The following is a 22,092-nucleotide window of genomic DNA, read 5'->3' as shown; positions in this document are numbered from 1 at the left end:
CTATCGGGACGCCACCGCCTTCGCGCGCGTGGCGCGCTCGACGAGGCCAAGCGTCTCGGCGAGGAACCGGCCCGTGAAGCTGTCGGGGTTCTTCGCGACCTTCTCGGGGGTGCCCGTCGCCACGATCGTGCCGCCGCCGGATCCGCCCTCGGGACCGAGGTCGACGATCCAGTCGGCCGACTTGATGACGTCGAGGTTGTGCTCGATGACGATGACGGTGTTGCCCTTCTCGACGAGCCCGCCGAGCACCTCGAGGAGCTTGCGGACGTCTTCGAAGTGGAGCCCGGTCGTCGGCTCGTCGAGCACGTAGATGCTGCGGCCGCGGCTGCGCTTCTGCAGCTCGGTCGCGAGCTTGACGCGCTGCGCCTCGCCGCCCGAGAGCGTCGTCGCGGCCTGGCCCAGGCGCACGTACCCGAGGCCGACGTCGACGAGCGTCTTCATGTAGCGGTGGATCGCCTGGATCGGCTCGAAGAACTCGGCCGCCTCGGCGATCGACATCTCGAGGACCTCGGCGATGTTCTTGCCCTTGTAGTGCACCTGCAGGGTGTCGCGGTTGTAGCGCTGGCCGTGGCAGACCTCGCAGTCGACGTACACGTCGGGCAGGAAGTTCATCTCGATCTTCAGCGTGCCGTCGCCCGAGCAGGCCTCGCAGCGGCCGCCCTTGACGTTGAAGCTGAAGCGCCCGGCCTGGTACCCGCGCACCTTCGCCTCGGGGGTCTCCGAGAACAGCGTTCGGATGCGGTCGAAGACGCCCGTGTAGGTCGCCGGGTTCGAGCGCGGCGTGCGGCCGATCGGCGCCTGGTCGACGTGCACGACCTTGTCGAGGTGCTCGAGCCCCGTGACGCGCTTGTGCTTGCCCGGGACGTTGCGGGCGCCGTTGAGCTTCTGCGCGAGCACCTGATAGAGGATGTCGTTCACGAGGCTCGACTTGCCCGATCCCGAGACGCCGGTGACGGCCGTCAGGACCCCGAGGGGGAACTCGGCGTCGACGTCGTGCAGGTTGTTCGCCCGCGCCCCGACCACCTTGAGCATGCGCGATCGGTCGATCCGGCGCCTCTTCTTCGGCACGGGGATCGCGCGGCGCCCCGCCAGGTAGTCGCCGGTGATCGACTTCTCGTCGCCGAGGAGCTCGGCGAACGTGCCCGAGTGGATCACGTTTCCTCCGCCCTCGCCGGCGCCGGGGCCGACGTCGACGATCCAGTCGCTCGCTTCGATCGTCTCCTCGTCGTGCTCGACGACGACGAGCGTGTTGCCGAGGTCGCGCAGCGCCTCGAGCGTCTCGATGAGGCGGCGGTTGTCGCGCTGGTGCAGTCCGATCGAGGGCTCGTCGAGGACGTAGAGCACGCCCGTGAGGCCCGTGCCGATCTGCGTCGCGAGCCGGATGCGCTGCGCCTCGCCGCCCGAGAGCGACCCCGCCGCGCGGCTCATCGTCAGGTAGTTGAGGCCGACGCGCAGCAGGAACTCGAGGCGCACGCGGATCTCGCGCAGCACCTGGGCCGCGATCGCCGCCTCGCGCTCGGTCAGGTCGACGGTGTCCATGAACGTCATCGCGTCTTCGAGGCTGAGGTCGGCGACCTCGGCGATCGAGCGGCCGACGACCTTGACCGCGAGCACCTCGGGCTTGAGGCGCGCGCCCCCGCAGACCGCGCAGGGGATCTCGCGCAGGTACTCGCCCCAGCGGGCCCGCTGCGTGTCGCTCTCGGCCTGTTCGTACTGGCGCTCGATGTGCGGGACGACGCCCTCGAAGCCGCTCGCGTAGCGGACCTGGCGTCCCCAGCGGTTCTTGTACTGCACGTTGACGCGGTAGTCCTGCCCGTAGAGCACGGCCTCGCGGACCGCCTCGGGGAGCGCGCGCCACGGGGTGTCGAGCGAGAACCCGAGGTCGTCGGCGAGCGCCTCGAGCAGGCGCTCGAAGTACTGGTAGAGCCCCTTGCCCTGCGAGGTCCAGGGAAGGATCACGCCCTCGGCGATCGACAGCTCGTCGTCGCCGAGCAGCAGGTCGACGTCGACCGACATCTTCGTGCCGAGGCCCGAGCAGGCGGGGCAGGCGCCGAAGGGCGCGTTGAAGGAGAACGTGCGCGGCTCGATCTCGGTGAGCTGGATCGTGTGCCCGTTGGGGCAGGCCAGCTTCTCGCTGAACGACTCCCACGCCCCGTCGCCCTCGCCGTCGACGAAGTTGACCTGGACCACGCCGTCGGCGAGGCCCAGCGCCGTCTCGACCGAGTCGGTCACGCGGCCGAGCATGTCGGCTCCGCGCGCGACGAGGCGGTCGACGACGACCGCGATGTCGTGCTTGTACGACTTCTTGAGCTTCGGCGGCTCGGCCAGCTGGATCAGCTCGCCGTCGACGATCGCCCGCGAGAAGCCCTTCGCCCCGAGCTCCTGGAAGAGGTCGACGAACTCGCCCTTCTTCTGGTTCACGACGGGCGCGACGACCTGGTAGCGCGTGCCCTCGGGCAGCTCGACGAGCTGGTCGGCGATCTGCTGGACCGTCTGCCGCTCGATCCGCGCGTCGCAGACGGGGCAGTGCGCGACGCCGATGCGCGCCCAGAGGAGGCGCAGGTAGTCGTAGATCTCGGTGATCGTGCCGACGGTCGAACGCGGGTTGCGGTTGGTCGACTTCTGGTCGATCGACACCGCGGGGCTCAGCCCCTCGATCGCGTCGACGTCGGGCCGGTCGACCTGGCCGAGGAACTGGCGCGCGTAGGCGCTCAGCGATTCGACGTAGCGGCGCTGGCCCTCTGCGAAGATCGTGTCGAACGCGAGGCTCGACTTGCCCGAACCCGAGAGGCCCGTGAAGACGATCATCTTGTCGCGCGGGATCTCGAGGTCGACGTTCTTCAGATTGTGGACGCGGGCACCGCGGACGGTGATCTTCTGCGAGGTCTCTACGGGGCTGATCGGCACGTCACAAGTCTAGGCGGGATCGCCGACATGTGGACCTTTGTTCGATAGGTTTTCTCGCCGCGTCGCCCCGCACTCACCGCCCGTCGGTCAGGCGTGGCCCGCCTTCTCCATCTGGCGCAGCTCGTATTTGAGATCGGAGACCTCGTCGCGGAGGCGGGCCGCGAGCTCGAACTTCAGCTCCTCCGCCGCCTGCAGCATCTGCTGCGAGAGGTCGGCGATCGTCGCCTCGAGCTGCTCGGCTCCCTCGGCCGCGATGCCCTCGCGCGGCCGGATGGCCGGCACGCCGCGCCCGCGTCCGCCGTCCTTGACGCGCGGATCCTTCTTGCGCTTGCCGAGCAGCTCGGCCGTGTCGGCCTCCTCGCGCACGATCGAGTCGGTGATGTCGGCGATGCGCTTGCGCAGCGGCTGCGGGTCGATCCCGTGCTCGCGGTTGTACGCCATTTGGATCTCGCGGCGCCTGTCGGTCTCGCTGAGGGCGCGCTTCATCGAGTCGGTCATGACGTCGGCGTACATGTGCACCTCGCCCGACACGTTGCGGGCGGCGCGGCCGATCGTCTGGATCAGCGAGGTCTCGCTGCGGAGGAAGCCCTCCTTGTCGGCGTCGAGGATCGCGACGAGCGACACCTCGGGAAGGTCGAGGCCCTCGCGCAGGAGGTTGATGCCGACGAGCACGTCGTAGACGCCCTGACGCAGCTCGGTGAGGAGCTCGACGCGGCGCAGGGTGTCGACGTCGCTGTGCAGGTAGCGCACGCGCACGCCGTTCTCCTCGAAGAAGTCGGTCAGCTCCTCAGCCATCTTCTTCGTGAGCGTCGTGACGAGCACGCGCTCGTCCTTCTCGGCGCGGATGCGGATCTGCTCGAGCAGGTCGTCGATCTGGCCCTTCGACGGCTTGACGACGATCTGCGGGTCGACGAGGCCCGTCGGGCGGATGATCTGCTCGACGACGCCGTCGGCGATGCCCATCTCGTACTTGCCCGGCGTCGCCGAGAGGTACACCGCCTGGCCGATGCGCTCCTTGAACTCGTCGAAGCGCAGCGGCCTGTTGTCGAGGGCGCTCGGCAGCCGGAAGCCGTGGTCGACGAGCGTGCGCTTGCGCGACGCGTCGCCCTCGTACATCGCGCCGATCTGCGGAACCGTCACGTGCGATTCGTCGATCACGATGACGAAGTCGTCGGGGAAGAAGTCGAGCAGCGTGTGCGGGGGCTCGCCCGCCTCGCGGCCGTCGAGGTGGCGTGAGTAGTTCTCGATGCCCGAGCAGAACCCGATCTGCTGCAGCATCTCGAGGTCGAAGGTCGTGCGCATGCGCAGGCGCTGGGCCTCGAGGAGCTTGCCCTGCGACTCGAGCTCCTCGAGCCGCTGCGCGAGCTCGACCTCGATCGTCTTGATCGCCCGAGCCACGGTGTCGGTGCCCGCGGCGTAGTGCGTCGCCGGGAAGACCGCGACGGCGTCCATGTTCTCGATGACGTCGCCCGTGAGCGGGTGCAGCTTCTTGATCGCCTCGATCTCGTCGCCGAACAGCTCGATGCGGATCGCGTTCTCCTCGTAGACGGGGATGATCTCGATCGTGTCGCCGCGGACCCGGAAGTTGCCGCGCGAGAAGTCGACGTCGTTGCGGTTGTACTGCATGGCGATGAACTGACGGATCAGCGCGTCGCGGTCGTAGCGCTCCCCCACCTGCAGCGCGACGAGCGAGCGCAGGTACTCCTCGGGCGAGCCGAGGCCGTAGATGCACGACACGGTGCTCACCACGACGACGTCGCGCCGGCTGAGGAGCGAGTTCGTCGTCGAGTGACGCAGGCGCTCGACCTCGGCGTTGATCGACGAGTCCTTCTCGATGAAGGTATCGGTCTGCGGTACGTACGCCTCGGGCTGGTAGTAGTCGTAGTAGGAGACGAAGTACTCGACGGCGTTGTTCGGCATGAGGTCGCGGAACTCGTTCGCGAGCTGCGCCGCGAGCGTCTTGTTGTGCGCGAGGACGAGCGTCGGCCGCTGGATCTGCTCGATGAGCCAGGCCGTCGTCGCCGATTTGCCGGTTCCGGTCGCGCCCAGCAGGACGACGTCGGTCTCGCCCGCGTTGATGCGCTGGGCGAGCTCGGCGATCGCCTTCGGCTGATCACCCGACGGGGTGTACTCGCTGATGACCTCGAAGGGCCTCACGCTGCGCGTCGCTTGCATACTCCAACGTTAGAACAGATCTCCGACACACGAGGCGATCACGCCGGATCCGTGATCCTCGCGATCTCGGATCCGATCGCGACGTCCTGCCCGACCTCGACCCCGCGGCGCAGCGTGCCCGCTCGGTGGGCGGCGACGCGCGTCTCCATCTTCATCGCGTCGATCACCGCGACGTCCTCGCCCGCGTCGACGGAGGCGCCGTCGTCGACGAGCCAGCGCACGAGCGCACCCGGAACGGGCGCCTCCAGCGCGTCGGGGGCCGGGGCGTCGGGCGCGTCTGCAGGAACGGGCGCCGTCGCGAGGCCCGCGAGGATCGCCGCGGGCACCCCGACCTCGACGCGCCGCCCGTCGACCTCGATCGCGAACCGCCGCAGCTCGGCGTCGGGCGCGGGATCCGCCCGGCGCTGCGGCTCGAGCCGCGGCATGAGGTCGGACTCGATCCACTGCGTGTGGACCGCGAAGCCCGCGGTCGAGAACGCGGGATCGGCGATGAGCTCGCGCGCGAACGGCGCGACGGTCGCGACGCCCTCGACCGCGAGCTCGCGCAGGGCGCGGCCGGCGCGGACGAGCGCGGCGTCGCGGCTCGGCGCGCTGACGATGAGCTTCGCGATCATCGAGTCGAAAGCGGCCTGGACGGCGTCGCCCTGCTCGATCCCGGCGTCCCAGCGCACCCCGGCGCCCGCGGGGATCCGCAGCCCCGAGACGACTCCGGGGCTCGGGAGGAATCCGCGCCCCGGGTCCTCGGCGTTGATACGCATCTCGATCGCGTGTCCCTGCGGCGCGGGCGTCTCCGTGAACGACGGCCCGTCGCCGGCGGCGATCCGCAGCTGCTCGCGTACGAGGTCGACGCCCGTCACCGCCTCGGTGACGGGGTGCTCGACCTGCAGGCGCGTGTTGACCTCGAGGAAGGAGATCGAACCGTCCTCGCCCATGAGGAACTCGACCGTGCCCGCCCCGCGGTAGTCGACGGCGGCGCAGACGTCGCGCGCCGCCGCGTGGATCCGTTCGCGCTGCTCGTCCGTGAGGCCCGGCGCCGGCGCCTCCTCGACGAGCTTCTGGTTGCGGCGCTGCAGCGTGCAGTCGCGGTCGCCGACCACGACGACCCCGCCGCGCCCGTCGCCGAGCACCTGCGCCTCGATGTGGCGCGGCCGGTCGAGGAAGCGCTCGACGAAGCACTCGCCGCGGCCGAACGCCGCGATCGCCTCGCTCGCCGCCGATTCGAAGGCCCCGGGGACCTCCTCGATCGTGCGGGCGACCTTGAGCCCGCGGCCTCCTCCCCCGAACGCCGCCTTGATGACGATCGGGAGCCCGTGCTCGCGCGCGAACGCGACGGCCTCGTCCGCCTCCTGCAGGGGCTCGGCCGTGCCGGCGACGAGCGGCGCGCCCACGCGGGCCGCGATCCGCCGTGCCGTGATCTTGTCGCCGAGCGCCTCGATCGTCGCGGGTGTGGGGCCGATCCAGACGAGCCCAGCCGACTCGACGGCGCGGGCGAAGTCGGCGCTCTCGGAGAGGAAGCCGTAGCCGGGGTGCACGGCGTCGGCCTCCGAGGCGCGGGCGGCGGCGAGGATGCTGTCGATCGACAGGTAGGTGTCGGCCGGCGTCCGCCCGCCGAGCGCGTACGCCTCGTCGGCGAGGCGCACGTGCATCGCGTCGGCGTCCTGGTCGGCGTAGACCGCGACCGACGCGATCCCGGCCTCCGCGAGAGCGCGCGCGACCCGCACCGCGATCTCCCCGCGGTTCGCGATGAGCACCTTGTCCATGTCAGTCTCCTGTCGTCGCGCGGAACCGGATCCGCGCGCCGGGCGGCAGCTGCCCGGCGATGTCGAGATCGGCGTCCACGACGGCGCCGATAATGGGGTATCCGCCGGTGAGCGGGTGGTCGGGAAGGAACAGGACGGGCTGCCCGTCGGGCGGCACCTGGATCGCGCCCGTGACGGCGCCCTCGCTCGGGAGCTCGCCCGGCGTCGCGCGCTCGAGCGGCGTCTCCCCCGCGAGGCGGATCCCGACGCGGTCCGACCGCGGCGTCACGGTCCACTCCTGCTCCAGGAGGGTCCTCACGCCCGCCGGCGTGAACCAGTCGTCGCGCGGGCCGAGGACGACGCGCAGCTCGACGAGGTCCCCGCTCGCGGGGACGGGGCGGGGCGCGACGCGGTCGACGGCTCGGGGCGCCGCGGACGGGCCGCGGAGCGGGATCACGGCGCCGGCGGCCAGCGGATCCCCGCCCGTCTCCAGCGCGCCGAGGCCCGCGAGGGTGTCGCTCGAGAGGCTGCCGAGGCCCGGGGCGAGGTCGATCCCGCCGCGTACGGCGACGACGACCCGCAGCCCGCTCGTCGCGGGGCCGATCGTCAGCTCGTCGCCGTCCTCGACGGCGGAGGGTTCGCCGCCGCCCACGGAGTATGCGGCGCCGTCCGCGCGGACGAGCGACGCGGGGGCCGGCGCACCCGCGAGCGCGATCACGCCGTCCCCGCGGAAGCGCAGGACGGCCCCGCCGCCCGCGAGCTCGAACGCCGCGGCGCCCGCGTCGTTGCCGACCGCGCGGTTCGCGTCGCGGAGGGCCCCGCGGTCGGCGATGCCCGACGCCGAGACGCCGAGCGCGGCGTGGCCCGGCCTCCCCCCGTCCTCGATGACGAGCTGCAGACCGGGGCGCACGACCTCGACGGCGTGGCGGGGCGGATCACTCGCGGAGTCGGACGCCGGAGCCGTCGTCGCGGCGGCATCGCTCAGCGGGATCCGCTCGCGCGGCGAGCGCTCGAAGCGCACCGTCGTGCCGGGCGCGAGGAGCGCGGGCTCGGGCCGTGCGAGGTCCCACATCACGGCGTCGGTGCGCCCGATGAGCTGCCAGCCGCCCGGGCTCTCGCGGGGGTACACGCCGGAGAAGGCGCCGGCGAGCGCCACGGACCCGGCCGGGATCCGCGGGCGCGGCGACGGCCGCCGCGGCACGTCGAACAGGGCGTCGTCGCCCGCGAGGTATCCGAAGCCGGGCGCGAAGCCCGTGAAGGCGACACGCCAGGTCGCGGCGAGGTGCCGCGCGACGAGCTCGTCGGGCGTGACGCCCAGGATCCCCGCGACCTCGCCCAGGTCCTCGCCGTCGTACGAGACGGGGATCACGACCGAGCCCGCGGCGCCCGACGCGGCGTCGGCGGATGCGAGGACGGCGATCCGCTCCGTCAGGACTCCCGCCGACACGGCGCGCGGGTCGAAGCGCACGAGGACCGTGCGCGCGGCGGGCACGAGCTCCGCGACCCCCGGCAGAGCGGCCGCCTCGAGAGCCGCGTGCAGCCGCATCGCGCCCTCGAGATCGGCTTCCTCGACGAGGAGCGCCGTGTCGGACGCGGGGAGGATCCGCCTCACGCGGCGTACTCCGCGTCCGGAACGTCGGTGACGAACATGTGGCCCGGCGCGTGCGTCAGGGCGAAGGGCGGGCGCGACGCCATGATCGCCGCCTGCGGGGTGACGCCGCAGGCCCAGAACACGGGGATCTCGCCGTCGCGGATCTCGGGGGCGTCGCCGAAGTCGGGAGCCCCGAGGTCGGCGATCCCGAGGGCCGCGGGGTCGCCGACGTGGATCGGCGCGCCGTGCACGGCCGGGTAGCGGCCCGTGATCCGCACGGCGTCGGCGACGCGGTCGCCCGCGATGGGGCGCATCGAGACGACGGTCTCGCCGCGCAGCCGCCCGGCCGCTTCGCATGCCCGGGAGGTGCGGTACATGGGGACGTTGCGGCCGAGCTCGCGGTGCCGGATCGGGACCCCCGCGTCGACGAGGCCGGCCTCGAACGTGAAGCTGCAGCCGATGAGGAACGACACGAGATCCGGGTGCTCCTCCCAGGCCGACGACGCGTCGACGGTCTCCTCCGCGAGCTCGCCGTCGCGCCAGATCCGGTAGGAGGGGATGTCGGTGCGCAGGTCGGATCCCGGCGCGAGCCGCGACTCCACTGCGCCCGCGTCGAGGACTTCGAGGACGGGGCACGGCTTCGGGTTGCGCTGCGCGAACAGCAGCACGTCGTAGGCCCAGTCGGCCGGCACCGAGATGAGGTTCGCCTGCACGAGACCGTGCGCGACGCCGCTCGTGGGCTCGACGCGGCCCGCGCGGTAGGCGGCCCGCGCCGCCCGCGCGTCGTCGACGGCGGTCACAGCGCCGCTCCCGCGAACGGCGCGATCTCGATGCCCTCGCTCTCGAGCAGCTCGCGCGTCGCGGCCGCCATCGCGATGGCTCCCGCGCTGTCTCCGTGCACGCAGATCGAGTCGGCGCGGACGGCGACGTCGGATCCGTCGATCGCCTCGACGACGCCCTCGCGCGCGAGGCGCAGCATCCGCGCGGCGACCGATCCGGCGTCGTGCAGGACCGAGCCCGGCTCGGTGCGCGAGACGAGCTCACCCGCCGGCGTGTAGGCGCGGTCGGCGAAGGCCTCGGCCGCCGTCGCGAGACCGGCCGCCTCCGCGACGCCGATCGCCGCGCCGCCCGCGAGGCCGAGCATGACGAGCGACGGATCGATCGCGCGGATCGCCGCGACGACGTCGCGCGCCTGGCGCTCGTCGCGGGCGATCGTGTTGTACAGCGCGCCGTGCGGCTTGACGTACCGCACGGCGCCGCCGACCGACGACGCGAGCCCCAGCAGCGCGCCGAGCTGGTACTCGACGTGCGCCTGGAGCGTCGCGGAGTCGATCTCGACGGCCGTGCGGCCGAAGTTCTCATAGTCGCGGTAGCCGGGGTGCGCCCCGATCGTCACGCCGTTCGCGACGGCCGCGTCGAGCGTCTCGCGGATCCCCTCGGGGCTCCCCGCGTGGAACCCGCACGCGACGTTGGCGCTCGTGACGATCCGCAGCATCGCCGCGTCGTCGGCCACCACGCGATCGGGGGTGTTCTCTCCGAGGTCTGAGTTGAGATCGATCGTCGCCATGCGTCAGCCTCCGATGCCGATGAACGCGAAGATGGGGCCGACCGACACGACGCCCATGTACCAGCTCAGCGCCGTCGCGAGCGTGCCCACGACGAGAAGCCAGACCGGGTAGCGGTAGCCGTGCAGCAGGTCGCGCTGGCGGAACCACCCGATGTACATGAAGATCGTCATGCCGATGGGGAGGATGAGGCCGTTGAACCCGCCGACGAAGACGAGGATCGCGGCGGGAGCCGCGCCGATCACGAGGTACAGCACGAGCGAGACGACGATGAACGCGACCGTCGTGAGCTGCAGCGGCCAGCCGTTCGCGAGCTTCTTCGAGAAGGTCGAGACGAAGGTCGCCGACGTGTAGGCGGCTCCGATGACCGATGAGATCGCCGCGGCCCAGAAGATGAAGCCGAAGATCCGGATCCCCGCGTCTCCGAGGACCGAGCCGAACGCCTGGGCCGCGGGGTTCGCGCTCGCGCTCGTGACGTCGAGGACGACGCCCGACGCGACGACGCCGAAGATCGCGAGGAAGAGGACGTAGCGCATGATGCCCGTCACGAGGATGCCGCTCACGGCCGCCCGGTGCACCGACTTCGCGTGCGCGGGGCCGGTCTGCCCCGAGTCGAGGTAGCGGTGCGCGCCCGCGTAGGTGATGTATCCGCCGACCGTCCCGCCGACGATCGTCGTGATCGTGGCGAAGTTCAGCTCGTCGGGGACCACCGTCTGGCGCAGCGCATCGCCGATCGGCGGGTGCGACATGATCGCGACGACGACCGTGAGACCGATCATCACGACGCCCAGGACGATGACGAGGACGTCGACGACGCGTCCCGCGCGCTTGAAGAGGAAGATCCCGATCGCGAGCAGGCCCGACAGCAGGCCGCCGATCTTCGCGTCGATGCCGAGCAGGGCGTTGAGGCCGAGCCCCGCGCCCGCGATGTTGCCGATGTTGAACGCGAGGCCGCCGATCACGATCAGCACCGCCAGCAGGTGGCCCGAGAACGGGATCGCGGCGTTCGCGAGGTCGCCCGCGCGCTTGCCCGCGACGGTGATGATGCGCCACACGTTCATCTGCAGCGCGAAGTCGACGAGGACCGACACGAGGATCGCGAAGGCGAACGAGGCGCCCATCTGCGCCGTGAAGGTCGCGGTCTGCGTGATGAAGCCCGGGCCGATGGCCGACGTGGCCATGAGGAAGATCGCGCCGAGGATGGGGCCGCGGCGCGAGCGGACGAACGAGCTCGCGCGCTCGGAGGTCGTGGGCGTGGACATGTGTGCTCCTCGTGAGACGAGTGGTGCAGACGGAAAGAGGAAGTGGAGCAACTGTAAGACAAACTCACAGCGATTGTTGAACAATGTAGACCCGATGTGTTTCGCCCGTGTTGCGACCTCGGCAATATGATTCGGGCATGCCCGAACACGATGAGACGCTGGCCGACGCCCTGCGGCGGCGCATCATCGCGGGCGATTTCGCCCCCGGGGAGCGCCTCTCGGAGCTCGCGGTCGCCGAGTCGCTCGGCGTCTCGCGCAACACCCTGCGCGAGGCCTTCCGGGTGCTGGCCGAGCAGGGCCTCATCGAGCACATCCCCCACCGGGGAGCGTCGGTCGCCTCACCGGCCGTGGCCGACGTCGTCGACATCTACCGCGCGCGTCGGTACGTCGAACCCGCTGCGCTGCGCACGGGATCCCCCCTGCACCCCGCTGTCGCGGCGATGCGCGCGGCGGTCGAATCGAGCGAGGCCGCCCTCGCCGCCCAGGAGTGGGGCGTCGTCGGCACCGGGAACATGGAGTTCCACGCCGCGATCGTCGACCTCGCCGACAGCCCGCGGCTCGCGCGGCTGTATCGCGACGTCGCGGCCGAGCTGCGCCTTGCGTTCCTCGCGATCGACACCCCCGAGGCGCTTCACGCGCCCTACGTCCCGCGCAACCGCGCGCTCCTCGAACTGTTCCTTGCCGAGGGCGGCGAGGTCGCGTCGCGCGAGCTCACCGACTACCTCGTCGAGTCGGAGCAGACGGTGCTCGGCGCGTTCACGCGCCAGCGTCGGGGCTGATCCTCTCCCAGAGCGCGTCGGCCTGCGCGATCGTCTCGTCGAGGGATCCCGACGTGTCGATGACGACGTCGGCGACGGCGAGCAGCTCGTCGTCGGTGGCCTGGCTGGCGATGCGCGCCTCGGCCTCGGCCCGCGTCATGCCGCGGTTCTCGACCATGCGCCGCGTGCGCACCTCGGCGGGCGCGTGCGCCACGACGACCGCGTCCCACTCCCCCGTTCCGCGGGCCTCGGCGAGCAGCGGCACGTCGTAGACGACGACGGCACGCGGGTCGCGCTCGAACGCCTCGCGGAACCGCCGCTGCGTGTGCTCCTTCACGGCAGGGTGCACGATGCCGTTGAGCTGGGCGAGCTTCTGCGGGTCTGCGAAGACGATCGCGCCGACCGCCCTGCGGTCGAGGGTTCCGTCGCCCGCGACGATTCCGGCGCCGAAGGCCTCGACCATCGCCGCGAAGACGGGCTGCCCGGGCTGCTGGAGCTCGCGCACGGTCTGATCGGCGTCGATGACGATCGCTCCGTGCTCGGCGAGGCGATGTCCGATGGTCGACTTGCCCGACGCGATGCCGCCGGTCAGCGCGATGAGTGGCATCCCTCCACGCTATCCGTCCCGCTCAGACCGCCGCGCATCCGGGGCCGAGCGGATCCTCGATGCACGTCCTGTCGACGAGGGCCGACGTGTGCTCGAACACCCGGACGTCGACGCCCGGGCCTCCCGTGACGACGAAGCCGTCGACGGGGTACGTGCCCCAGACGCCGAAGTCGACCGTCGCGGAGTACGACACGTCGATCGACACCGCGTAGGTGCCGCGCGCCTGATAGGCGTGGCTCGTCGGCGTCGCAGTGAGCTGAGCCTGGCCCAGCTCACCCCACGTGCCGGATCCGGTCGTCGTCTCGATCACGGTGCCGTCGCCGTAGTCGACCGTGTAGAGCTCGGGAACGAACGTCACCGCCATCGGCAGCCCGAAGAGGGCGCCGCCGACCGTCTGCGTCTCGGCGCCCATCGCGACGTTCATCGGCGCGCCGAGGATCGCGATGCCGAAGGGCTCGATCGTCGGCGATGTCGGGGCGGGCGCGAAGGACGCGACGTCGGTGACGGTGATCGCCGGGATCGTCGGCACGAACGGCTCTTCCGGGTCCTCCGGGGCCTCGGGGAAGTCGATGACGCAGTTGCCGCTCAGATCGTCCTGACCGCGCGTGCAGTCGTCGACGGTGGTCGGCGGCGGGGCCGGGTTCTCGGGCGCACCAGGCACCTCGCCGACGGGATTCGGAGCCGGATGCCCAGGGTCGGGCGCCGCAGGTTCCTCGCCGGGCCAGGTGACCTCTCCCCCGACGTCGATCCCGTCGTCGCCGCCCGCATTGCAGGTCTGCTGAAAGATCTGCAACGGCGTGCAATACACGGCCTGGGCTTCGAACTCGGTGCCCGTGACCATCACGAGCATCGCAAACAGCATCAGCATCCGGTGCCCGCGTTCTCGGTGAGCTCGGCGATCAGCATCTGGCCATCGACCGACGTGACGACCGCATCGATCTCATAGACCGGGTCAGCCCGAACAGGCTCTTCCGCGCCTTCGTCATCGACCACCCGCACATCAGAATCGTCCTGGCATGCCGTGACGTTCACCGTCGCGGTCTCCCCGACGAGGTCGAAGTCAGCTGTGGTGAGGTCTGTGATGACGGACTGACCGCGGATCTCCGGGGCTCCGCTTGCGAGCGATTCCTCCTCAGCGGCGCGGAGCTCTCCGGTCAGGTATTCGAGGTAGGCGCCATCCGAGCCGTATCCGTCTTCTTCGGACAGCCAGGCATCGTGGAACTCCCGAAACACCTCCTCGGCCGCCGCGTACGCCTCCTCCTCGGTCCACGCGGGCTCGGGCTCGGCCTCCGCGGCGCACCCGACGAGAAGGAGGGGCAGGGCGAGAAACACGGCGACGCGACGCATGCGGATCACCGTAGAGGAATTCCGAGATCGGCCTCGAAAGTTATCCACAGGCACGCGAAAGGGGTCGGACCCCGAAGGATCCGACCCCTGTCAGTTCAGCGTTGCGCCGCGGGTCAGTTGCCCGCGAGCTGCTCGCGGAGCGCCGCGAGGGCCTCGTCGTCGGCGAGGGCGCCGGCGCCGTTGCTCTCGGTCGAGAACGAGGTGCCGCTGGCGGCGCCCGTCTCCTCGACGTTCGCCTCGGCCTCGATGGCCTTGGCGACCTGCTCCTTGTGCTGGGTCCAGCGGGCCTCGGCGGCCGCGTACTCGGACTCCCACTTCTCGCGAGCCTCGTCGTAGCCCTCGAGCCACTGGCCCGACTCGGCGTCGAAGCCCTCGGGGTACTTGTACTCGCCGTTCTCGTCGTACTCGGTCGTCATGCCGTAGAGCGACGGGTCGAACTCGGTGCCGTTCGGGTCGACCATGTCGTTGGCCTGCTTGAGCGACAGCGAGATGCGACGACGGTCGAGGTCGATGTCGATGACGCGGACGAAGAGCTCCTCGCCCACCGACACGACCTGCTCGGCCATCTCGACGTGCTTGTGCGACAGCTCGGAGATGTGCACGAGGCCCTCGATGCCGTCGGCGACGCGGACGAACGCACCGAAGGGAACGAGCTTCGTGACCTTGCCGGGCGTGATCTGACCGATCTGGTGCGTGCGGGCGAAGACCTGCCAGGGGTCCTCCTGCGTCGCCTTGAGCGACAGCGACACGCGCTCGCGGTCGAGGTCGACCTCGAGAACCTCGACGGTGACCTCCTGGCCCACCTCGACGACCTCGCTGGCGTGGTCGATGTGCTTCCACGACAGCTCGGAGACGTGGACGAGACCGTCGACGCCGCCGAGGTCGACGAACGCACCGAAGTTGACGATCGACGAGACCTGGCCCTTGCGGACCTGACCCTTGTGCAGGCCGTTGAGGAACTGCGTGCGCGTGGCCGACTGCGTCTCCTCGAGGAGGGCGCGGCGCGACAGCACGACGTTGTTGCGGTTCTTGTCGAGCTCGAGGATCTTCGCCTCGAGCTCCTGGCCGAGGTACGGCGTCAGGTCGCGCACGCGGCGCAGCTCGATGAGCGAAGCGGGGAGGAAGCCGCGGAGGCCGATGTCGAGGATGAGACCGCCCTTGACGACCTCGATGACCGTGCCCTTGACGACACCGTCGTTCTCCTTGATCTGCTCCACGTCGCCCCAGGCGCGCTCGTACTGAGCACGCTTCTTCGACAGAATCAGACGGCCTTCCTTGTCCTCCTTCTGGAGGACGAGGGCCTCGATCTGGTCGCCGACCTTGACGACGTCGTCAGGGTTGACGTCGTGCTTGATGGAGAGCTCGCGCGAGGGGATGACGCCCTCGGTCTTGTAACCGACGTCGAGGAGGACCTCGTCGCGGTCGATCTTGACGATCTCGCCTTCGATGATGTCGCCGTCGTTGAAGAACTTGAGCGTCTTCTCGACAGCAGCGAGGAAGTCGTCAGCAGATCCGATGTCGTTGATCGCGACCTGCTTGGTGGCCGGGGTGGCCGTCACGTTAGTCATTTAGGTGGTTTGCCTTAAGGGTTGTCTTCTCGGGCCCGACCGACGCGAAGACAGTGCGCCGGCGAGCGGCTGGATGGGGTTGTGCTGCGTGACCCGCGGGGCACGACGAACGCGCCGCCTGTGGGTGACACCTCAGACTATCAGAGACAACGCGGGCCCACAGGTGTGCATTCCCATGGGCCCGCGATGCGTCGGCGATGCCGACACGCGTCAGATCACGCCATCGTGAGGACGGCCTTGACCGTCTTGCCCGACTGCGTGTCGGCGATCGCCTGCTCGATCTCGTCGAACGCGTAGGTCGTGACGAGCTCTTCGAACGGGAAGCGCCCGGCCTTGTTGAGCGCGATGAGCTCGGGGATGAAGTTCTGCGGGATCGAGTCACCCTCGATCGCGCCGACGATCGTCTTGCCGCCGACCTTGGTCGCGTCGATCGTGGTGCCGGGCTTGGACACGGCGATGAAGGCGAGCTTGGCGCCCATGGCGGTCGCGTCGATCAGCTGGTCGAGAACGGGCGCCGCGCCGGTCGTGTCGACCGCGTAGCTCGCGCCGTCGCCCGTGATCTCGCGGATCCGCGCGACGGTGTCCTCTTCCTTGCCGTTGATCGTGTGCGTCGCACCGAGCTTCTTCGCGAACTCGAGGCGCTCGGGGATGACGTCGACGGCGATGATCGTCGTCGCGCCCGCGACCTTCGCGCCCATGATGGCCGAGAGGCCCACGGCGCCCGTGCCGGCGACGACGATGCTCGCGCCCGCGGGGACGGCGAGCGAGTTGAGGACCGTGCCGGCGCCGGTCTGGATGCCGCAGCCGAGCGGGCCCGCGATCTCGACGGGGGCGTCGGCGTCGAGCTTGACGACGTTCTTCGCGGAGGCGATCGCGTGGTCCGCGAACGACGACTGGCCGAAGAAGCTGCCGTGCACGACGCCGCCGTCGGCGTCGGTGAAGGTCGTCGATCCGTCTTCGCGGATGCCGCCGAAGTTCAGGGGGAAGAAGCTCAGGCAGTACGCCTCTCGACCGGCGAGGCAGTTCGAGCAGTGGCCGCAGGCGGCGTACGAGATCGCGACCTTGTCGCCGACCTCGAAGCCCGTGACCGCGGATCCGACCTCCTCGACGATTCCGGCTCCCTCGTGCCCGAGGACGAAGGGGAACGCGCCCGGCATGTGCCCGTGCTGGATCGCGAGGTCGGTGTGGCACAGCCCCGTCGCGACGATCTTCACGAGCAGCTCGTCGGGGCGGATGTCGTCGAGCGTGAGGGTCTCGAAGCGGAAAGGCTCGTCGACTCCGTGGAGGACGGCGGCGCGAACATCGGTGGTCATCATCTTTCCTTTCACCTGAATGGATGAGATGACTCAATGCTACGCCTGTCGATGTGACGCGGAAGGGCCCCACGGCGCGTCGCCGTGAGGCCCTTCCGGAACGCAGGTCACCGCGCGGCGGTGCCCTCCGTGTAGTCGTCGTCCGACGACTTCGACCACGAGAACAGCGAGCGCAGCTGGCGGCCCGTCTGCTCGATGGGATGCGTCTCCTCGGCGGCGCGCAGCTTCTTGAACTCGGGGGCGCCCGCGTCCTGGTCTGCGATGAAGCGCTCGGCGAACGCGCCCGACTGGATGTCGGCGAGAACGGCCTTCATGTTCTCCTTGACGTGCGCGTCGATCACGCGGGGGCCCGAGACGTAGTCGCCGAACTCGGCGGTGTCGGAGATCGACCAGCGCTGCTTCGAGATGCCGCCCTCCCACATGAGGTCGACGATGAGCTTCATCTCGTGGAGGACCTCGAAGTACGCGATCTCAGGCTGGTAGCCGGCCTCGGTCAGCGTCTCGAAGCCCGCCTGCACGAGGTGGCTCATGCCGCCGCAGAGCACGGCCTGCTCGCCGAAGAGGTCGGTCTCGGTCTCCTCGGTGAAGGTCGTCTTGATCACGCCGGCGCGGGCGCCGCCGATGCCGGCCGCGTACGAGAGCGCGAGCGCCCACGCGGATCCCGACGCGTCCTTCTCGACGCCGATGACGTCGGGGATGCCGCGGCCCGCGACGAACTCGCGGCGCACCGTGTGGCCCGGCGCCTTGGGCGCGATGAGGATCACGTCGACGCCCTCGGGCGCCTCGATGAGGCCGAAGCGGATGTTGAAGCCGTGCGCGAACGCGATCGCCTTGCCCGGCGCGAGGTTCGGCAGGATGCTCTCGGAGTAGATGCCGCGCTGGTGCTGGTCGGGCGCGAGGATCATGATGACGTCGGCCCAGGCGGTCGCGTCGGCGACCGACAGCACCTCGAAGCCCTCGTCGGCGGCCTTCTGCGCCGACTTGGATCCCTCGCGCAGCGCGATCTTGACCTCGACGCCCGAGTCGCGCAGGTTCTGCGCGTGGGCGTGACCCTGCGAGCCGTAGCCGACGATCGCGGTCTTCTTGCCCTGGATGATCGACAGATCGGCGTCTGCGTCGTAGAGGATCTCTGCTGCCATGGTGATGCTCCTGTTGATTGCGGTGGAATGGGGAAAAGCGGGGGTCAGCGCAGGACGCGCTCGGAGATCGACTTGGGTCCGCGGCCCAGCGCGAGCAGGCCCGACTGGACGATCTCCTTGATGCCGAACGGCTCGATCGCGCGCTGGAACGCGTCGACCTTGCCCTGGTCGCCCGTGATCTCGACCACGACCGAGTCGGGCGCGTAGTCGACTACGCTCGCGCGGAAGAGGTTCACGACCTCGAGGACGTTCGCGCGGCTCGCGTTGTCGGCGCGCACCTTCACGAGCATGTGCTGGCGCTGGACCGACGCGGCGGGGTCGAGCTCGACGATCTTCACGACGTTCACGAGCTTGTTGAGCTGCTTCGTGACCTGCTCGAGCGGCTGGCCCTCGACGTCGACGACGACCGTGATGCGCGAGAGGCCGCGCACCTCGGTCACGCCGACCGCGAGCGAGTGGATGTTGAAGCCGCGGCGGGCGAACAGGCCCGCGACGCGCGTGAGCAGGCCGGGGGTGTCTTCGACGAGGAGGCTGAGGACGTGCGTCGACATGTCAGATCTCCTCATCGAAGGCCGGCGAGTTCTCGCGGGCGTACTGGATCTCGCTGTTGCTGACGCCCTGCGGCACCATCGGCCACACCATCGCGTCGCTCGACACGACGAAGTCGATCACGACGGGGCGGTCGTTCGTCTCGAGCGCGAGCGTGATGGCCGCGTCGATCTGGTCTTCGCTCTCGACGCGGATCGCGAGGCAGCCGTATGCCTCGGCGAGCTTCACGAAGTCGGGGATCCGCTTCGAGTCGTGACCCGTGTTGAGCTCGGTGTGCGAATAGCGGCCGTCGTAGAACAGCGTCTGCCACTGGCGCACCATGCCGAGCGACGAGTTGTTGATGATCGCGACCTTGATCGGGATGTCGTTGAGCGCGCAGGTCGCGAGCTCCTGGTTCGTCATCTGGAAGCAGCCGTCGCCGTCGATCGCCCACACGGGGCGGTCGGGCTGGGCGACCTTCGCACCCATCGCCGCGGGAACCGCGTAGCCCATCGTGCCCGCGCCGCCCGAGTTGAGCCACGAGTTGGGACGCTCGTAGCGGATGAACTGCGACGCCCACATCTGGTGCTGGCCGACGCCCGCGACGAACACGCCCTCGGGGCCCGTGAGCTCGCCGATGCGCTGGATGATGCCCTGCGGGGCGAGGCGCCCGTCGGACGGCTCGGTGTAGCCGAGCGGGTACTGCTCGCGCAGCCCGTCGAGGTACGCCCACCACTCCTCGAACTTCGGGGCGCGTGCCGCGACGGCCGAGCCGTACGCGGTCTCGAGGTCGACGAGGACGTCCTTGACGTCGCCCACGATCGGCACGTCGGCCACGCGGATCTTGCCGATCTCGGCGGGGTCGATGTCGACGTGCACGACCTTCGCGTTCGGGGCGAAGAGCGCGGCCTTGCCCGTGACGCGGTCGTCGAAGCGCGCGCCGAGCGCGATGATGAGGTCGGCCTCCTGCAGCGCGAGCACGGCAGGGACCGCGCCGTGCATGCCCGGCATGCCGAGGTGCTGCGGGTGCGAGTCGGGGAACGCGCCGCGCGCCATGAGCGTCGTCACGACGGGCGTGTGCGACGACTCGGCGAACGCGAGCAGCTCGCGCGACGCGCCGGCGCGGATCACGCCGCCGCCGACGTACAGGACCGGGTGCTTCGCCTCGGCGAGCAGCGCGGCCGCGGCCTGGATCTGCTTGCCGTGCGCCTTCGTCACCGGCCGGTAGCCCGGCAGGTCGAAGCGCGGCGGCCACACGAAGGGCACCTCGGCCTGCTGCGCGTCCTTCGTGATGTCGACGAGCACGGGGCCCGGGCGGCCCGTGCTGGCGATCTCGAAGGCCTGCGCGATGGCGCGCGGGATGTCCTCGGCCTTGGTGACGAGGAACGAGTGCTTGGTGATCGGCATCGTGATGCCCACGATGTCGGCCTCCTGGAACGCGTCGGTTCCCATGAGGGTCGAGAAGACCTGGCCGGTGATCGCGACCATGGGCACGGAGTCCATGTAGGCGTCGGCGATCGCGGTCACGAGGTTCGTCGCGCCGGGGCCGGACGTCGCGATGGCGACGCCGACGCGGCCCGACGCCGCGGCGTAGCCCTCGGCCGCGTGGCCGGCGCCCTGCTCGTGGCGCACGAGGACGTGGTTGATCGAGTTCTCGACGGTCAGGGCGTCGTAGGTCTCGATGATGGCGCCGCCCGGGAGGCCGAAGACGTCGGTGACGCCCAGAGCCTCGAGCGAGCGGACGACCGCCTCGGCGCCCCGGATGACGGGGGCGCTGCCGGGGCGGGCCGGCGGACGGGGAACGGCAGCTGTCTGATCTGCGGGCACGGAGGATTCCCTTGATCTGTTCGGAGCGGAGTGCGCGGACTCGCGTCAGCCCGTGACGGCGCCTTCGGCAGCCGAGTGGACGAGCTTCGAGTACTTGGCGAGAACGCCGCGGGTGTAGCGCGGGGGAAGAGGCTCCCAGCCTTCGCGGCGGGAGGCGAGCTCAGCGTCGTCGACGAGTACGTCGAGAGTGCGAGCTGCGACATCGACCCGGATCAGATCTCCATCGCGCACGAATGCGATGGGACCTGCGTCCACCGCCTCGGGTGCAATGTGGCCGATGCACAGGCCGGTTGTGCCGCCTGAGAATCGTCCGTCCGTCAAGAGTAGTACATCCTTGCCGAGGCCAGCGCCCTTGATGGCCGCCGTGATCGCGAGCATCTCGCGCATGCCGGGGCCGCCCTTGGGGCCCTCGTAGCGGATGACGACGACGTCGCCCTTCTGGATCTCGCCGTTCGTCAGGGCGTCCATGGCGGCGCGCTCGCGCTCGAACACGCGGGCCGGGCCCTCGAAGACCTCGGCGTCGAAGCCGGCGGTCTTGACGACGGCTCCGTCGGGGGCGAGCGATCCGTCGAGGATCGTGAGGCCGCCGGTCGCGTGGATCGGGTTGTCGAGGGTGCGGACGACCTCGCCGTCGAGCGGCTGCGTCACGTCGAGATCCTCGAGGTTCTCGGCGAGCGTCTTGCCCGTGACGGTCATGGCGTCGCCGTGCAGCAGGCCGGCCTCGAGGAGGGCCTTCATGACGACGGGCATGCCGCCGACGCGATCGAAGTCCTGCGCGACGAAGCGTCCGAACGGCTTCACGTCGGCGAGGTGCGGCGAGTTCTGCCCGATGCGGGTGAAGTCGTCGAGCGTCAGGTCGACGCGGGCCTCGCGGGCGATCGCGAGGAGGTGGAGGACCGAGTTCGTGGATCCGCCGAGCACCATCGCGACCGTGATCGCGTTCTCGAACGCCTTCTTCGTGAGGATGTCGCGCGTCGTGATGCCCTTGCGGAGCAGGTTCACGACGGCCTCGCCCGAGCGGTGGGCGTACATGTCGCGGCGGCGGTCGGCAGACAGCGGGGTCGACGAGCCGGGGAGACTCATGCCGAGCGCCTCGGCGATGCACGCCATCGTGTTGGCGGTGTACATGCCGCCGCAGGCGCCCTCGCCCGGCGCGAAGCCGCACTCGATTGCCTTGAGGTCGCTCTCGCACATCTGGCCGGCCTTGTACGCGCCCACGGCCTCGAACGAGTCGATGATCGTGATGGTGCGCTCGGTGCCGTCGGACATCCGCGCGAAGCCCGGGGCGATGGACCCCGCGTAGAGGAAGACGCTCGCGAGGTCGAGGCGCGCGGCGGCCATGAGCATGCCGGGCAGCGACTTGTCGCAGCCCGCCAGCAGGACGGTGCCGTCGAGGCGCTCGCCCATGACGACGGTCTCGACGCTGTCGGCGATGACCTCGCGGCTCACGAGCGAGAAGTGCATGCCCTCGTGACCCATCGAGATGCCGTCCGACACGCTGACGGTGCCGAACTGCAGCGGGTACCCGCCGCCGGCGTGGACGCCCTCCTTGGAGCCCTGCGCGAGGCGGTCGAGCGAGAGGTTGCAGGGAGTGATCTCGTTCCAGCTCGAAGCGATGCCGATCTGGGGCTTCTCCCAGTCGTCGTCGCCCATGCCGACCGCTCGGAGCATGCCGCGCGACGTGGTCGCTTCGATGCCGTCGGTCACCACGCGACTGCGGGGCTTGATGTCGATTCCGGAAACTGCTTCGTCACTCACGAGGGAAG

Annotated in this window: 17 protein-coding genes; 1 reads left to right on the top strand and 16 read right to left on the bottom strand. The window is 70.3% G+C overall.

The features are described 5' to 3' along the window. From uvrA to H576_RS0102705, 7 genes are all read right to left on the bottom strand, one after another. Entirely contained in the window at window positions 1-2,907 is a 2,907-nt protein-coding gene (gene uvrA / locus H576_RS0102735) for an excinuclease ABC subunit UvrA (protein ID WP_029149650.1), read from the bottom strand. A gap of 87 nt (window positions 2,908-2,994) precedes the next feature. After that, the gene (gene uvrB, locus H576_RS0102730) at window positions 2,995-5,082 is read right to left on the bottom strand and encodes an excinuclease ABC subunit UvrB (protein ID WP_029149649.1); all 2,088 of its coding nucleotides are present in this window, start codon (window positions 5,080-5,082) and stop codon (window positions 2,995-2,997) included. A gap of 38 nt (window positions 5,083-5,120) precedes the next feature. Continuing rightward, on the bottom strand, window positions 5,121-6,842 hold the full coding sequence (locus tag H576_RS0102725) for an acetyl/propionyl/methylcrotonyl-CoA carboxylase subunit alpha (RefSeq protein WP_029149648.1): 1,722 nt from the start codon (window positions 6,840-6,842) through the stop codon (window positions 5,121-5,123). Between the two features lies 1 nt (window position 6,843). Further along, window positions 6,844-8,433, bottom strand: a complete 1,590-nt coding sequence (locus tag H576_RS0102720; RefSeq protein WP_029149647.1) for a 5-oxoprolinase subunit B/C family protein — start codon at window positions 8,431-8,433, stop codon at window positions 6,844-6,846. Then, complete coding sequence (locus tag H576_RS0102715) at window positions 8,430-9,212, bottom strand: putative hydro-lyase (RefSeq protein ID WP_029149646.1); 783 nt, start codon at window positions 9,210-9,212, stop codon at window positions 8,430-8,432. The genes H576_RS0102720 and H576_RS0102715 overlap by 4 nt, the downstream gene beginning before the upstream one ends. Beyond that, window positions 9,209-9,979, bottom strand: a complete 771-nt coding sequence (locus H576_RS0102710; protein WP_029149645.1) for a LamB/YcsF family protein — start codon at window positions 9,977-9,979, stop codon at window positions 9,209-9,211. The genes H576_RS0102715 and H576_RS0102710 overlap by 4 nt, the downstream gene beginning before the upstream one ends. A 3-nt stretch (window positions 9,980-9,982) precedes the next feature. Then, a complete protein-coding gene (locus H576_RS0102705; RefSeq protein ID WP_029149644.1) occupies window positions 9,983-11,239 on the bottom strand; it encodes an NRAMP family divalent metal transporter in 1,257 nt (418 codons plus the stop codon). A 137-nt stretch (window positions 11,240-11,376) separates the two neighbouring features. Between H576_RS0102705 and H576_RS0102700 the strand changes: the two genes are divergently transcribed. Beyond that, window positions 11,377-12,018 carry a GntR family transcriptional regulator gene (locus tag H576_RS0102700; protein ID WP_029149643.1) on the top strand — a complete coding sequence of 214 codons (642 nt, stop codon included), beginning with the start codon at window positions 11,377-11,379 and terminating at the stop codon, window positions 12,016-12,018. Here the strand turns inward: H576_RS0102700 and coaE are convergent. From coaE to ilvD, 9 genes are all read right to left on the bottom strand, one after another. Further along, window positions 11,996-12,604, bottom strand: coding sequence for a dephospho-CoA kinase (coaE, locus tag H576_RS0102695; protein WP_029149642.1), 609 nt, complete (start codon window positions 12,602-12,604; stop codon window positions 11,996-11,998). The two genes, H576_RS0102700 and coaE, sit on opposite strands and share 23 nt — an antisense overlap. Before the next feature lie 22 nt (window positions 12,605-12,626). Beyond that, window positions 12,627-13,472 (bottom strand): hypothetical protein, encoded by an 846-nt coding sequence (locus H576_RS16050; protein ID WP_156888112.1) that lies wholly within the window; start codon window positions 13,470-13,472, stop codon window positions 12,627-12,629. Then, window positions 13,466-13,951, bottom strand: coding sequence for a hypothetical protein (locus tag H576_RS0102685; RefSeq protein ID WP_156888111.1), 486 nt, complete (start codon window positions 13,949-13,951; stop codon window positions 13,466-13,468). The genes H576_RS16050 and H576_RS0102685 overlap by 7 nt, the downstream gene beginning before the upstream one ends. A gap of 113 nt (window positions 13,952-14,064) precedes the next feature. After that, window positions 14,065-15,519, bottom strand: coding sequence for a 30S ribosomal protein S1 (rpsA, locus tag H576_RS0102680; protein WP_029149640.1), 1,455 nt, complete (start codon window positions 15,517-15,519; stop codon window positions 14,065-14,067). 215 nt (window positions 15,520-15,734) lie between these two features. After that, on the bottom strand, window positions 15,735-16,832 hold the full coding sequence (locus H576_RS0102675) for an NAD(P)-dependent alcohol dehydrogenase (protein ID WP_029149639.1): 1,098 nt from the start codon (window positions 16,830-16,832) through the stop codon (window positions 15,735-15,737). A 107-nt stretch (window positions 16,833-16,939) separates the two neighbouring features. Continuing rightward, window positions 16,940-17,971 (bottom strand): ketol-acid reductoisomerase, encoded by a 1,032-nt coding sequence (gene ilvC, locus H576_RS0102670; protein ID WP_036318998.1) that lies wholly within the window; start codon window positions 17,969-17,971, stop codon window positions 16,940-16,942. A 44-nt stretch (window positions 17,972-18,015) separates the two neighbouring features. Continuing rightward, window positions 18,016-18,522 carry an acetolactate synthase small subunit gene (gene ilvN / locus H576_RS0102665; protein WP_029149637.1) on the bottom strand — a complete coding sequence of 169 codons (507 nt, stop codon included), beginning with the start codon at window positions 18,520-18,522 and terminating at the stop codon, window positions 18,016-18,018. 1 nt (window position 18,523) lies between these two features. Continuing rightward, window positions 18,524-20,326 (bottom strand): acetolactate synthase large subunit, encoded by a 1,803-nt coding sequence (locus H576_RS0102660; RefSeq protein ID WP_029149636.1) that lies wholly within the window; start codon window positions 20,324-20,326, stop codon window positions 18,524-18,526. Between the two features lie 45 nt (window positions 20,327-20,371). Beyond that, on the bottom strand, window positions 20,372-22,084 hold the full coding sequence (gene ilvD / locus H576_RS0102655; RefSeq protein WP_029149635.1) for a dihydroxy-acid dehydratase: 1,713 nt from the start codon (window positions 22,082-22,084) through the stop codon (window positions 20,372-20,374). Window positions 22,085-22,092: the final 8 nt, after the last annotated feature.

This window comes from Microbacterium indicum DSM 19969 (assembly GCF_000422385.1).
Classification (GTDB): domain Bacteria; phylum Actinomycetota; class Actinomycetes; order Actinomycetales; family Microbacteriaceae; genus Microbacterium; species Microbacterium indicum.
The sequence above is the reverse complement of the archived record's forward strand: the minus strand, read 5'-3'. Positions and strand labels throughout refer to the sequence as shown.